Here is a 13077-nt window from a genome sequence, read left to right as displayed (position 1 = left end):
ATGCTGACGGTCGCCGTGGATGGGATTCCGCTGCACTACCGGGACATGGGCCAGGGGTTGCCGGTGCTGCTCATGCACGCCTTCCCGTTGGATGGCTCCGCGTTCGACCGGCAGGTGGCCGCGCTGTCCGGACGCTACCGCTTCCTCGTGCCGGACCTGCGCGGCTTCGGGCAGAGCCAACTGGGTGAAGGCCCCACGGAGATGCGCAAGCTGGCGCAGGACGCGCTCGCGCTGCTGGACGCGTTGAACATCGACACGGCGGTGGTGGGCGGCGTGTCGATGGGCGGCTACGCGGCCCTGGCGCTCCTGCGCGAGGACCCGGGCCGGGTGCGCGGACTGGTGCTTTCGGACACGCAGTGCACCGCGGACGAAGCCGCCGGGAAGGACAAACGCGAGGCCACCGCGCAGCAGGCGCTGAAGGAAGGCACGGCGTCCGTCGTCCAGGGGCTGGTGCCCAAGCTGGTCCACGCGGGGCCGGACTCACCGGTGGGCCGCGAGGTGACGAAGCTGGGGCTGTCCGTTTCACCGGAGTCCATCGCCGCCGCGCAGCGGGGCATGGCGCTGCGGCTGGACAGCAAGGATCTGCTCGCGCGCTACGCGGGGCCCGTGCTGGTCGTGGTGGGCGAGCACGACACCGTGACGCCGCTGGCGAAGGCGAAGCAGATGGCGGACCTGGTGCAGGGCGCGCGGCTGGAGGTCATCCCCGGCGCGGCGCACCTGCCGAACCAGGAACAGCCAGAGGCCTTCAACTCGGTGCTGGACAGCTTCCTCGCGCCACTGGCCTGATGGGCGGCATCCCCGTCCTTTCGCCAGGGAAGTGCGCGATGATGAAGTCCCCCGCTCCGGAAAACATGTACCTGCCCGACGTCGAGTCGCACGAGTCCGACGGGCACTACGGGAAGCTGATCGCCATGGCGCGGGCCGGGGGCATGACGCCGCCGGGCATCTGGCACCTGTTCGCGTTCAAGCCGCGCATGACGGACGCGCTGTCCGCCTTCACCCACGAGGTGATGCGCGGCCCGTCCCCGCTGTCGGCCGGGCTGCGGGAGCTCATCGCCGCGTATACGTCGCGGCGCAACGCCTGCGTATTTTGAACGGGCTCTCACGCCGCGGTCGCGGCGGAATTGCTGGGCAGCACGCAGCACGTCCAGGCGGTGCTGGACGATGTGAAGACGGCCTCCATCCCGGAGGCAGAGAAGGCGTTGTTCGCCTTCGTGGACCAACTCAACGACGCGCCCGGAGACGTGCGCCGCGAGGACGTGGAGCACCTGAAGGCGGCCGGCTGGTCGGACGAGGCCGTGTACGACGCGGTCTCCGTCTGCGCCCTCTTCAACTTCTACAACCGGTGGATTGACGGCACCGGCGTCCAAGGCCTCTCACCGGCCATGTACGAACGGTCCGGAAAGCGAATGGCCGCGGGCGGCTACCTGCCCGCGCAACCTCCCGGTTCCCCACCCAGGTCCGGAGGGGAACCGGAGCGCTGAGGCTCACGGCTGGCAGACGACCTGCGAGTCCTGCACGGCGCACGACGAGCAATCCTCCGTCTTCACCAGCACGCCCTGCTGGCACGTGAGGATCGCGGCGCCGTTGGGGCTGCACACGCCCTTGCCCTCCGCGTTCGTGGCGCACCCGTCGTTCTCCTGGTTGAGGGACGTGTCGCACCGCACGCTGTCCGCCTGCTCCCGGCAGCCCAGGGGCCCCCGGCACGCGAGCGGGCGCCAGGTGCCGTTGCGACACTCCAGGGCCTGCGCGTCGTCCTGGCACACGTAGTCGCCGCCATCACACGAGTCGCCCGAACCCGGCCCGCCACAACCGGAAAGAAGGAAGAAACCGACGAGGGACAAGAGCGCGAGGGGAAGACGGTTCATGAGTGCCGGCGACTCTTTTCGACAGGTTTTTCGCTGTCAACCGCCGCCGAGCGTCTCGCGAAAGTAACGCCGGAAGTTGCCACCCATCACACGTTCCACCCAGGACTCCGGGTGTCGTTTGAGCAGGGCTTCCGTGAGTCGCGGTAAATCCGTCACATCTCGCATGCCCCGGGGCAGCGCCACCATGCCGTCGTAGTCGCTGCCCACGCCCACGCCCTCCTCCCCCATCACGTCCACGGCGTGCTCCACATGGCGGACCACGTCGTCCCATGTGTCGCCGCCCAGGTACACCGGCGCCAGGATGATGCCCACCACACCGCCGCGCTGGGCAATGGTGCGCAGTGCCGCGTCGGACAGGTTGCGCCAGCCGCCGCCCGCCGCGCGCACGCCCGTGTGCGAACAGAAGTAGCGCACCGTGGGGTGAGCGAAGAGGTCCGTGAGCGTCTGCTCGGAAGCGTGCGCTACGTCCACGCTCATTCCCAAGCGGGCCATCTCCTCCATCACCTGGTGCCCCAGCGGCGTCAGCCCCCGGTTGCCCATCATGGGAAAGGACGAACCGCCCAGGTCGTTGTTGGACAGGTGCGTGAGCCCCATGAAGCGCACCCCGCGTTGGTGCAGTTCCGCGATCCGCTCCACCTGACCTTCAATCGCGTGGCCGCCCTCCACGCCCAGCACCGCCGACAGCCGCCCGTGCGCGAGGTTGTCCTCCAGCGCCGCCCCCGTGGTGGCGACACGCACGGTATCCCCGGAGCGGGCGCAGAAGGCGTCCAGCTTTTCAATCTGCCAGAGCGCGCGAGTCCACTCGCCGCCGCGCGCCTCGCGGGGCCACTTGCGCCACGCGGCGAACAGCGGGAAGCCGCCAATGAACGGGAAGCCCCGGGTCACCAGCGTGAAGCACTGCAGCTTCACCCCCGCCTCGCGCAGGCGGGGGAAGTCCACGTGCCCCTCCGTCGACCGCTCGCACAGGTCGCGGTTCCACATCAGCGAATCCGCGTGTCCGTCCGCGATGCACCACTGGCGATGCAGCTCCTTCACGTCACCCATGCCAGCAGTCTTCGCCACGGCCTCCCGCGATGACAAGCGCCCCGGGGCATCCCACCGTCACACCTCACGTCCAGTCCGCGCCGTCGTCATCGCAGCCGTCCCAGAGGTCATCCTCCAGAGGAAGCCCCGCCTCCGCCGCCCCCGCCGGGCCCACGAGCGCGTCCGTGCGCACCTCCGACACCTCGCGCAGCGCTTCCGGGGGACCATAGGGCCGCCCTTCCGCGTTCAGCAGGCCCCGGAGCGCATCCCGCAGCTCCGCGCCCGTCTGGAAGCGCAGGTCGCGGTCGCGGTGGAGCACCCTCTGGAGCACGGCCCGCATTCCCGGCGAAAGCCCCCGCGTGGCCTGCTCCACGTGGGCCGGCGTCAGGCATGCCATGCGCGCGGCCATCAGCGGCGCGGGGAGCCAGCTGGGTGTCTCCGCGCACAGCCCGCTCGTTCCGGGCACGGGCTGGGCCTGCTGCGCTGCGCGCTCCACGTCGTCCAGGTCCAGCAGGTGCAGCCCGGTGAGCAGCTCCAGCAGCACCATCCCCAGGGAGAACAGGTCCGCGCGGCCATCCAGCGGCAGGCCCTCCAGCGCCTCTGGCGAGGCATAGGCCACGTCCCCGCGCACCAGCCCTGGCTCCGTCACCACGCGCCCGGGCAGCCGCGACCACGCGAGCGCGAAGTCCGACAGCCGCACCCGCCCGTGCACGTCCACGCGCAGGGAGCGGGGGCTGATGTCGCGGTGGACCACGCCCACGGGCAGGCCGCGCGAGTCCTCCAGCGCATGGGCGTGATGGAGCGCGTCCGCCACCTCCGCGCCCACGTACGCGGCGAACGCCTCCGAGAAGGGCCGCCGCCGCAACGCCGCGAAGCTGGACAGCGTCTCCAGGCACGGCCCGTCCACGTACTCCGTCACCAGGTGGGGCGCGCCGTCATGCACCCGCACCAGGTACACCGGCGCGATGGCCGGGTGGGACAGCCGCATGAGCAGCTTCACCTCTTCCCGCAGCCGCGCCCGCGCCACGTCATCCGTCACGTCGCGCAGGCGCTTGATGAGCACCAGCCCGCCCGGCGTGCGCGCGTAGTGCCGACGGGCGAGCAGCAGCTCCCCACCGGCGCGCGACCCCAGGTAGCGCACCAGCTCATAGGACGTGGCCCCGGTGGTGAAGAGGATGAACGGCCGGGACGCGGAGGACGCGGGGGGATGGGTGGCCATCGTGGGTGACGCTCCTGACGAAGAGGCGCTTCCCGGGGGTGGGAAGGCATGAGGAACTCCTCACGCCCGCGTCCTACCACCCGGGTCAGACATCCCCATCCGACCCCACCGGGCATCTCCCCGACTCAAAAGGAAACGGCCCCCACCGCGAGGGTGGGAGCCGCCGCCTTCAAGTATTCTCCCCAGTCCGAAAAGACAGAGGCGCGTGAGGCGCGGGGATTACTTGTCCAGCTTCTTCACCGCCGCCACCAGGGTGACGTCGCGGGCGACCATGTCCTTGCCGTCCATCACGTAGGAGGCGCGCACCTGCGAGCCTTCCTTGATGTCGTCCAGCTTCACCGCGCGGCTGCCGTTGTCCATCAGCGCGGTCCGGTCATTGGTCTTGATCTTCAGTTCCTTGTTGGTGCTGTCCACCAGCGTCAGCGTGTCACCGGACTTGCCGATCACGCGGCCGTTGACGGTGGTCGCCGCCGCGGCGCTGGTGGTGCCGGCCATGCCGGAGCCACCCGCGGCCAGGTCCTCATTCCGGTTGGCCTGGGCCTCGGCCAGGTCCTGCTCCTCGTCGCGGACGTCCTCGTTGGCGCTGGCGATCTTGTCGTTCGCGTCCTCACGCGCCTCCGCGATGTCCTCGTTGGCGTCATGCTGCGCCGACGCCATCTCCTGGTTCTCGTCCTGACGCGCCTCCGCCGTCTCCTGCGCCGCTTCCTGACGGGCCTCGGCGACATCCTCGCGCTGCGCCTGGACGTCATCCTTCTTGCAGCCGGTGACCATCGTCAGACCCGCGACCGCCGTAACCGCAATCATGAGCTTCCGCATGTGTGACCGCCCCCTGTGAGTGTGTTCTGGATGCCGGAGGATTTGTTCCCCGGCGTTGGGCAGAAACTGGTCGCTCCCCCCGTACCTGCACAGCGCTTGGCAACAAATGGAGGCATGAGCAGGGGCGGCCCGCGCACGAGGAAGGCCCTGGCCGCTCGCCTGCTGGGGAAGCGGAACAAAACGCATTCGAGCGCGAAAAATCCGTTCCGGTGCGCTGAAGCAGGCCTTTTGCGTGGGGGAGGCTGTGCGTTGACAGGGCAGAACCGCCCTTGTACTGGCACCGGCGGGTCCCGACCGAAGGGGACCGGAAGGAGCCGTGAGGCCGTGAACGTGTGGGTCAACGGAGAAGCGCGGACGCTGCCGGAGGGCAGCACCCTTTCGTCCCTGCTGGCGCTGTTGGAGCTGGGCAGCGGCCCGGGGGTGGCGGTGGAGGTGAACGCGGAGGTGGTGCGCCGCGCCCGTCATCCCGAGCACCGGCTCCAGGACGGGGACCGGGTGGAGATCGTCACCTTCGTGGGTGGCGGGTGAGTGCAGGCCCTGGAGAGGAGACGGTCATGAGCGGCATCGCGGACAAGCCTTTCACGCTGGCGGGGGTGACGTTCACCTCGCGGCTCATCGTCGGGACGGGGAAGTACCCCAGCCACGAGGTGATGAAGCAGTGCCACGAAGCGTCGGGCGCGGAGCTCGTCACGGTGGCGGTGCGGCGGTTGGACCTGAAGGCGACGGGAGAGGCGTCGCTGATGAACTGGATCGACCGCAACAAGATGCGCCTCTTGCCCAACACGGCGCTCTGCTACACGGCGGACGACGCGGTGCGCACGTGCCGGCTGGCGGAAGAGCTGGGCATGAGCAAGTGGGTGAAGCTGGAAGTGCTTGGCGACGAGAAGACGCTCTACCCGGACGTCGAGGAGACGGTGAAGGCCGCTCGCATCCTGGTGAAGGAAGGCTTCACGGTGCTGCCGTACACCAGCGACGACCCCATCACCGCGCGCAAGCTGGAGGACGCGGGCTGCGCGGCGGTGATGCCGCTGGCGGCTCCCATCGGCAGCGGGCTGGGCATCCGCAACCCGCACAACCTGCGGCTCATCCGCGAGGTGGTGAAGGTACCGGTCATCGTGGACGCGGGCGTGGGCACGGCGTCCGACGCGGCCATCGCGATGGAGCTGGGCGTGGACGCGCTGCTCATGAACACCGCCATCGCGGGCGCGAAGGATCCGGTGCGCATGGCCGTGGCCATGAAGAAGGCAGTGGAGGCCGGCCGCGACGCGTTCCTGGCGGGCCGCATCCCGCGCAAGGCGTACGGCTCCGCGTCCAGCCCCATCGAAGGGCTCGTGGAGTAGCGGTGCCCGTCCTGCCCCGCCTCGTGGTCATCACGGACTGGCGGCTGCCCCGGGCGCGGTTGCTCACCGCGCTGGAGCAGGCGCTGGAGGCGGGGCCGGACGTCGCAGTGCAGCACCGTCACCCGGAGGCCTCCGGGCGGCTGTTCCTGGAGGAGGCGCGGCTCCTGGCGGACGTGTGCCGGGGCCGGACGCTGTTCGTGAACGGGCGGCTGGATGTCGCGCTGCTCGTGGGCGCGCACCTGCATGTGCCCGCTTCTGGCCCTTCTCCCCGCGACGTGCGCCCGTTCCTGCCCGCGGACCGGTGGGTGAGCGTGGCGGTGCATGACGCGCGCGAGGCGGAAGGCGCGGTGGGCGCGGACCTGGCGCTGGTGAGCCCCGTGTTCGCTCCGGGGTCCAAGCCGGGGGATACGCGCGACACGCTGGGGCCTCATGGATTCAGGGGGCTCGCGGAGCGGTTGCCCTGCCCTGCCCTGGCGCTGGGGGGGATGACGCCGGAGCGGGCTCGGGAGGTGCCGGGGGCCTGGGGCGTCGCGGTCATCTCCGCCGTGCTGGAGGCGGAGGATCCGCGCGCGGCGGCCCGGGCGCTGCTGGACGCATGCCGGCCCCCGCGCGATTGAGGCGGCGCTATGCTGCGCGGCCGTGACGCCATCCCCGACCTCCGTTGAGCTGCGCCCCCTCGCCATCGGAGAAATCATCGACCGCGCGGCGACGTTCTGGCGCGCGCACCTGAAGCCCTTGTTCGTGCTGGTCCTGGGGTTCGACCTGCTCAACTACATCGCGGTCAAGGCGTTCACCGTCGCGATGACGCGCACGGTGGGCGTGCTGCCCGGATTGGGTGGGGCTCCCGCGGGCACGGACCCCACGCAGGCCCTGACCCAGTCAGGCATCGTGATGGGGCTGATGCTCGTGCTGTACACGTTCCTGGTGTGGAACTTCTGGGTGGCCACCACGGCGGCGGCCCGGTACGTGATTCCCGCGCGGCTGGGTGAACCGGTGCGTCCCTCGGAAGGTCTGCGGCGGGCCGTGTCGCGCCTGGGCACCCTGACCGCGACCTACCTGCTGTCCATCGCTTGGGCCGCGGGGGTGACACTCCTGCTGTGCCTGCCCGGATCGCTCGTCATGGGGATGGGCGTGGTCGCGGCCGTCACCGGGAAGGGCACTGGCGGAGGCACGGCGCTGAGCATCGCGCTGATCATCATCGGCGCCATCGTGCTGGGCCTGGGCGCGTTGGCGGCGGTGCTCTGGTACTTCCTGCGCTTCATGCTCCTGCCCCCCGTGCTGGCCATGGAGGACGTGGGCGCGTGGGCGGCCTTCAAGCGCTCCGGGGCCCTGCTGAAGGGCCGCGTCGAGCCGGGCTTCATGGGCCGGGGCACGGTGCGGGCCATGGTGCTGTCCACGGTGGTGGGCGGCATCCTCATCGCGGTGAGCCTGGTGTCGGGGCTGCCCGCGTGGATCGTCCGGCTCGCCTACGGTGGCAACCTGTTGGATCCGGCGTCCCAGGCGGCCATTCCGCAGGCGCTGCTCGTCCCCGCGGAGCTGCTGCAGGTGGTGGGGCAGTCCTTCTTCACGCCGCTGAGCTTCGTGGTGTCCGCGTTCTTCTACGTGGACATGCGCGTGCGCCGCGAGGGCCTGGACCTGGAGCGGCGCATCGCGACCGCGGAGCCGGCGACGCCGTCCCCCTGACAACCCGTGCCCGCCCTCCCTCTGCTCCTCCTGCTGGCTGCCCTGCCCCCGTGCGCTGACCGGGAGGCCGTGTCGCGCCGGCTCGAGGACACGGCGCGTTCGCGGCCCGCTGCGTTCAACGCGGAGGTGAACCGGCTGATGGAGGCGCTGGACGGCGTGCCCCTGCCGCCCGGGACCTCCGGCCAGACGGAGCCCGACCGTGCCCGGCAGCTCACCGTGTACCTGGAGGCCGTGTGCGGCCTGGACGTGGAGCCGGCCGTGTCGCCCGGAGTGACGAGCGAACCGGAGCGGCTGCGCGCCATCCTCGACCGGCCGGAGTTCGCGAGAGCCCGGCAGCGCAACAGCGACCTGCTGACGCGACTCCTGCGCGAGCTGCAGACCTGGCTGGAGGGCCTCTTCGAATCCAAGGGCGCGCAGGGCTTCGCGGTCGCCACGCGCGCGGTGATGCTGGGCCTGGCGCTGGCGGTGGTGTTGTTCGGCGTGCTTCGGGTGCGCTGGCGCCGAAGCAGGAAGACCGTCACCGCGCAGGGAGTGGAAGGTGAAGCCGCGCCCCTGGAGCTGGATACGCCTGGAGAACACCTGGGCCGGGCGCGCACCGCGCTGGAGACGGAGGACGCGAGAGAGGCCATCCGCGAAGGATTGCTGGGCCTGCTGTCCACGCTGGAGCAGCGCAAGCTGGCGCGGCCGGACCGCGTGAAGACGAACCGCGAGCTCGCCGCGGAGCTGCCCACGCGAGGCGCCCCCGCGCGCGTGACGGGTGAAGTGGAGCGGCTGGTCGGCTGGTACGACCGGGCCTTCTATTCGCTGGAGCCGGTGTCGCGCGAAGAGGCCACCCGCTTCGTGGAGTCCGTGGAGCAGCTGCACGGCTCGCTCGTGGAGGTCCGGCCGTGAGGAACGCGCGCGTCGCGGTCGTCCTGGGCTTGATGATCGCCGTGGCATTGGCGGTGGGCCTTGCCTCGCATGAGGCCCCGCCGGACTCCCCCGTGCCATCCATCACGAACCCGGGCCCGCTGGGGCTCAAGGCCCTCTTCGTCTACCTGGAGGAGCGCGGACGGGACGTCAGCGCGCAGACGACATCCCTGGACTCGATTCCCGCCGGCACGCGCACGCTGGTCATCGCCGCGCCGCAGGCCCAGCCCGTGACGAAGGAAGAAGTCGCCGCGTTGGAGCGCTTCGTCCGGGGCGGCGGCACGCTGGTGTATCTGTCTCCGCATGCGCTGGCGGAACACCAGCCAGGCATGGAGGACTGGCTGCACATCACCTCGGGCGCACTGCCCGGCACGAACCACCAGGGCCTTGCCTCCGAATGGGTGGATCCCGCCGGCGTCACCGTGGACGTGTGGCTGCCCGCGGGCGCGCTGCGCGACCTGTCGCTCCTGCGCGTGGCCCGGGACCGGAGCCTGAGGGTGGAACACGGGGACGCGGTGCCGCTGGCGGGCCTGGGCGGCGCGAGCGTGCTGTGGCGCTGGGGCCTGGGCCAGGGCGAGGTCTATGTCGCCGCGGGCCCGGACCTCGCGGAGAACCGGCGCCTGGAGCTGCTCGACAACGTGCGTTTCTGGGATGCGCTCGCCGCGCGCGGTCCCCTGCGCTTCGACGAGTTCCACCACGCCGTCATCACCCGCCCGCCCCTGTCCCAGGGCCTCTGGGTCTTCATCGCGCAGAGCCTCGCCGTGGGGCTCGTCTACGTCGTCTCCCGAGGCACCCGCTTCGGCGCGCCCCGCCCCGTGCGCGTGGAGCGGCACCGCTCGTCGCGCGAGTACGTGCGCTCCCTGGGCTGGCTCATGCGCCGCGCGAAGGTGGAGGCAGAGCTGCTGCCGGAGCTCGACACCGGCCTGCGACGCCTGATGCAGGAGCGCCTGGGCATCGCCACCTCCCTGCCGGACGCGGAGGCCGCGCGCCTCCTCGCGGAGACCTGCGGCATCCCCGCGCGCGACTACCTGGACGCGAAGGAGGACCTCGTGCGCACGCGAGAGCGCACGCCCATCCGCCCCGCCGACTACACCCGCCTCGCCCGCCGCTACGCCCTGCTGGAGCGCCGCGTGACGGGTCGCGCGGGCGACCTCCAGGAATGACGAAGGCGCGGTGTCCGGCGCGCTCACACGCTCCGGACCCGCGCCCTCCTGCCGCCCGACCGGACCTACAGCTTCTTGCCCGCCGCGAGCATCGCCTCACCCACGTGCTGGCGGATCTCCGTGACGCGCGCCTCCCAGCTCTCGTGGAAGATCTTCTCCGCGCGCTCCCGGTTCGGACCCGGGTTGTCCGCCAGCGCCGCGTTGACCTGCTTCACGTAGTCCTCCGGCGTGGTGGCGATGCGGCACAGGCCCACCTTGCGGACCTCCGGCAAATCCGACGACACCACCGGCAGGCCGGACGCCAGGTACTCGCGCACCTTCAGCGGGTTGGAGTTCAGCGTCAGCTCGTTGATGACGAACGGGTTGAGCGCCACGTCGAACGCCTTGTTGTAGCCCGGCAGGTCCGCGTACGGCTTGCGCCCCAGCATGTGGATGTTGGGCACCGCGCGCAGGCGGCTGTCGTCGCAGTCCGGCGTCGTCTTGCCCACGATGACCACCGAGCCCTCCGGGTGCGCCTTCGCGCACGCGATGATGGCGTCCTGATCAATCCAGTCCGCCACCAGCCCGAAGAAGCCGATGATGGGCTTGGGCAGCTTCGCGATGTCCTCCGGAATCTTCGTCGCCGGGTCGCACGCCTTCACGAAGTGCGAGAAGTCCGTGCCGTGGCGCACCAGCACCGTGCGCGGGTTCATGCGCTTCTTGTTCTCATACAGGCGCTCCGCGGACGTGATGCACATGTCCGCGCGGCGCAGCAGGCGCTCCTCCAGCTCCGCGATGTGCTTGCCGTTGGTGTCGCTGAACGCGGAGAACTCGTCCACGCAGTGGTACACGACGAAGTCCTCGCCCAGCGTGCCGGACACCGGCGCGGACGCGGGCAGGAAGCTCCAGGAGATGGGGCGCTCGAACTTCAGCTGCTTCATCGCGCGCAACACCTGAAGCCGCAGCAGGTGGCGGTTCGCCTGGCGCACCGTCTCCGAGCCGTAGAACGGAATCGCCAGCGGCGCGAGCACGTGCAGGTTGGGCTCCACCTCGCGGATGCCCTGGGTGAACGTCTTCAGCTTCTTGATGATCCGCTGCGCGTCGTGCGCGTTCGCCTTGGGCGCGCGGTTGCCGATGCTGTTCACCCACAGCACACGGTTGTCCCGCGCGAGGATCTTCATGATGTGGACCTTCGACAGCGGATCCCCGTCCCAGTCGTTGGAGAACACCACCAGGTCCCGCCCGCGAAGGGCCCGCTTCGACAGGTCCATCTCTTCACTGCGCCGCATCGTCTTCTCCTGAAGTCAAAAGTTCCGTGCTGAAAGCCCTGAAGCGCGCCCTCTCACTCGAAGGCGCCCCAACCCGTCCCCACTCCGTCACGCCGCGTTCACGGTTCCTGCACCTGCCATGCCGGACGGCAGCAACTCCGCGTACATGTCCAGCATCACTGGCCCCGCATCCGGAGCCGTCACCTTCGCCGGGCCCGCCGCCAGCGCGTCGCGCACCGCCTGCGCCAGCGCCCGCTCGTCCCCGGCCTTGAACAACCGCGTGCCCTCCGGCCGCGCGCACACGTCGCTGGCCACGCACGGCACGCCCAACGCCAGCGCCTCGCGCACGGAGATGGAGTCCCCGTCGTGCGTCGTGGGCCGGATGAAGACATCGCTCTGGGACAGGAGCCCCAGCGCCTTCGCGTGCTCCAGCTCGCCCAGGTCCTCCAACAGCCCCGCCACGCCCAGCTCGCGCGCGTCGCGGATGAACTCTTCAGAGCGCGTGCCCGGGCCGAACAGCGCCAGGCCCACGCCCGGATGCGTCTCCGCCACGAGCTTCAGCGCGCGGAACATCGCCTTGCGCCCGTAGACGGGCGACGGGTGGTGCGCCATCGCGAGCAGCGGACCGCGCCGGGACCGCGCGGCCTCCACCTCCGGCGTCACCGGACCGGGCCGCACCTGCGAACCACAGAAGGCCGGATGCACCACGACCTTCTCCTCCGGCACACCGCACGCGACCACCGCGTCGCGCACCGCCGGGGAGACCGCCACCACCCGCGCGTAGCCCGCCAGCGCCGTGCGCGCGAACACGCGCCGGGCCTGCGACTCCGCCAGGTAGTCAGGGATCAGCCCCGAGTGCAGCGTGATGACGCGCGGCGAGCGCGGTCCGGGCATGGTTCCTACCAGCGCCGCCAGCACCCACGCCTTCGGGTTGTTGCCGCTGGTGTGCAGGTGGACCGTCCAGCCCGCGGAGGTGAATCCCGCGAGCCGCAGGCCGAAGGCGGCGGCGCCATGTACGGGGAGGACGTCCGGAGCCGGCCGGCCACCCTTCCCGATATCAAGCACCTTCGCCTCGACCTCGCGGTCGCGCAGAAATTGATGGAGTTGACGGACGTGGATGGCCACGCCCCCGTACGGCGGCGGGTAGTCCCCGACGAGCAGCACGCGCATGAAGGAAGTCCCCTTCTCCAACGAAGCCAAGTGCCTAGCGCGAGGAAGCCTGCGCGGAGGACCGTGGGACCTGGGTGAGCTTCGGCGGCGCACGCGTGGGCAACAGGCCCATCTCGCGCTGGTAAGTGGTGAGCGGATCCGCGTCCTGGCGGATGAGCTTCGCGGGCACGCCCGCGACCACCGCGCCCGAGGGCACGTCCTTCACCACCACCGCGTTGGCTCCAATCACCGCGAAGTCGCCCACGTGGATGTTGCCCAGCACCTTGGCGCCCGCGCCGATGCGCACGTAGTCGCCAATCACCGGCGCGCCCTCCAGCCCGGAGCGTCCGCCAATCGTGACCTGCTGCGAGATGAGCACGTGACGGCCCACCTTCGCCGCCCTGTGGATGACCACGCCGATGCCGCCGTAGCCCAGCTGCGTCCCCTCGCCCAGCTCCGCGTCTTCAGGGATGTAGGAGCTGTGCAGGTAGTAGATGGCCTTGCGCAGAACGGCGGGCAGCAACGGCACCCCTCGCTTCTTCAGCCCATGCGCCATCCGGTACAGCGTCATCGCGTCGAATCCCATCACGCCTCTCCTCGCCCTCACCCGAACTCCGTGACGCCTGGAAGGTAGGTACCCACGCGTGGGGAGGGAAGTGC

The 13077-nt window shown here is 70.6% G+C and carries 16 protein-coding genes; 9 read left to right on the top strand and 7 right to left on the bottom strand.

Going from position 1 to position 13077, the window contains the following annotated elements; all coding sequences use genetic code 11:
- Genes D7X99_RS19485 through D7X99_RS19475 form a run of 3 tightly spaced genes read left to right on the top strand, consistent with a single transcriptional unit; the run spans position 1 to position 1484 of the window.
- Positions 1-786 (top strand): alpha/beta fold hydrolase, encoded by a 786-nt coding sequence (locus tag D7X99_RS19485; protein WP_121779084.1) that lies wholly within the window; start codon positions 1-3, stop codon positions 784-786.
- Between the two features lie 38 nt (positions 787-824).
- On the top strand, positions 825-1094 hold the full coding sequence (locus D7X99_RS19480; protein WP_120598761.1) for a peroxidase: 270 nt from the start codon (positions 825-827) through the stop codon (positions 1092-1094).
- Between the two features lie 30 nt (positions 1095-1124).
- Entirely contained in the window at positions 1125-1484 is a 360-nt protein-coding gene (locus tag D7X99_RS19475) for a carboxymuconolactone decarboxylase family protein (RefSeq protein WP_121779083.1), read from the top strand.
- Between the two features lie 3 nt (positions 1485-1487).
- Here the strand turns inward: D7X99_RS19475 and D7X99_RS19470 are convergent, their stop codons facing one another.
- The 4 genes from D7X99_RS19470 to D7X99_RS19455 all read right to left on the bottom strand — a co-directional run bounded on the left by D7X99_RS19470 (position 1488) and on the right by D7X99_RS19455 (position 4914).
- Positions 1488-1868 carry a hypothetical protein gene (locus D7X99_RS19470; protein ID WP_121779082.1) on the bottom strand — a complete coding sequence of 127 codons (381 nt, stop codon included), beginning with the start codon at positions 1866-1868 and terminating at the stop codon, positions 1488-1490.
- A gap of 36 nt (positions 1869-1904) precedes the next feature.
- Entirely contained in the window at positions 1905-2912 is a 1008-nt protein-coding gene (locus D7X99_RS19465; protein ID WP_121779081.1) for a dipeptidase, read from the bottom strand.
- 64 nt (positions 2913-2976) lie between these two features.
- On the bottom strand, positions 2977-4110 hold the full coding sequence (locus D7X99_RS19460; RefSeq protein WP_121779080.1) for a serine/threonine-protein kinase: 1134 nt from the start codon (positions 4108-4110) through the stop codon (positions 2977-2979).
- A 219-nt stretch (positions 4111-4329) separates the two neighbouring features.
- Positions 4330-4914: a hypothetical protein gene (locus tag D7X99_RS19455; RefSeq protein ID WP_233613533.1), complete on the bottom strand. Its 585-nt coding sequence runs from the start codon at positions 4912-4914 to the stop codon at positions 4330-4332.
- Between the two features lie 336 nt (positions 4915-5250).
- On the opposite strand from D7X99_RS19455, the gene thiS reads away from it, so the two are divergent.
- Genes thiS through D7X99_RS19425 form a run of 6 tightly spaced genes read left to right on the top strand, consistent with a single transcriptional unit; the run spans position 5251 to position 10021 of the window.
- Positions 5251-5454 carry a sulfur carrier protein ThiS gene (thiS, locus tag D7X99_RS19450; protein WP_120530083.1) on the top strand — a complete coding sequence of 68 codons (204 nt, stop codon included), beginning with the start codon at positions 5251-5253 and terminating at the stop codon, positions 5452-5454.
- Positions 5455-5480: 26 nt separating this feature from the next.
- A complete protein-coding gene (locus D7X99_RS19445) occupies positions 5481-6266 on the top strand; it encodes a thiazole synthase (protein ID WP_120598755.1) in 786 nt (261 codons plus the stop codon).
- Positions 6267-6268: 2 nt separating this feature from the next.
- The gene (locus D7X99_RS19440) at positions 6269-6883 is read left to right on the top strand and encodes a thiamine phosphate synthase (RefSeq protein ID WP_121779078.1); all 615 of its coding nucleotides are present in this window, start codon (positions 6269-6271) and stop codon (positions 6881-6883) included.
- 22 nt (positions 6884-6905) lie between these two features.
- Entirely contained in the window at positions 6906-7949 is a 1044-nt protein-coding gene (locus tag D7X99_RS19435) for a hypothetical protein (RefSeq protein WP_121779077.1), read from the top strand.
- Between the two features lie 6 nt (positions 7950-7955).
- A complete protein-coding gene (locus D7X99_RS19430; protein WP_121779076.1) occupies positions 7956-8840 on the top strand; it encodes a DUF4129 domain-containing protein in 885 nt (294 codons plus the stop codon).
- Positions 8837-10021, top strand: coding sequence for a DUF4350 domain-containing protein (locus D7X99_RS19425; RefSeq protein WP_121779075.1), 1185 nt, complete (start codon positions 8837-8839; stop codon positions 10019-10021). The genes D7X99_RS19430 and D7X99_RS19425 overlap by 4 nt, the downstream gene beginning before the upstream one ends.
- Positions 10022-10086: 65 nt before the next feature.
- Here D7X99_RS19425 and exoP read toward each other — a convergent pair whose 3' ends face one another.
- The 3 genes from exoP to D7X99_RS19410 form a co-directional block, all read right to left on the bottom strand.
- Positions 10087-11289, bottom strand: coding sequence for a spore coat polysaccharide biosynthesis glycosyltransferase ExoP (gene exoP / locus D7X99_RS19420; RefSeq protein WP_121779074.1), 1203 nt, complete (start codon positions 11287-11289; stop codon positions 10087-10089).
- Between the two features lie 87 nt (positions 11290-11376).
- Positions 11377-12438 (bottom strand): glycosyltransferase family 4 protein, encoded by a 1062-nt coding sequence (locus D7X99_RS19415; RefSeq protein WP_121779096.1) that lies wholly within the window; start codon positions 12436-12438, stop codon positions 11377-11379.
- Positions 12439-12472: 34 nt separating this feature from the next.
- The gene (locus D7X99_RS19410; RefSeq protein ID WP_121779073.1) at positions 12473-13003 is read right to left on the bottom strand and encodes a serine O-acetyltransferase; all 531 of its coding nucleotides are present in this window, start codon (positions 13001-13003) and stop codon (positions 12473-12475) included.
- Positions 13004-13077 lie beyond the last annotated feature (74 nt).

It is taken from the genome of Corallococcus sp. AB032C (genome assembly GCF_003668935.1).
GTDB lineage: Bacteria > Myxococcota > Myxococcia > Myxococcales > Myxococcaceae > Corallococcus > Corallococcus exiguus.
The sequence above is the reverse complement of the archived record's forward strand: the minus strand, read 5'-3'. Positions and strand labels throughout refer to the sequence as shown.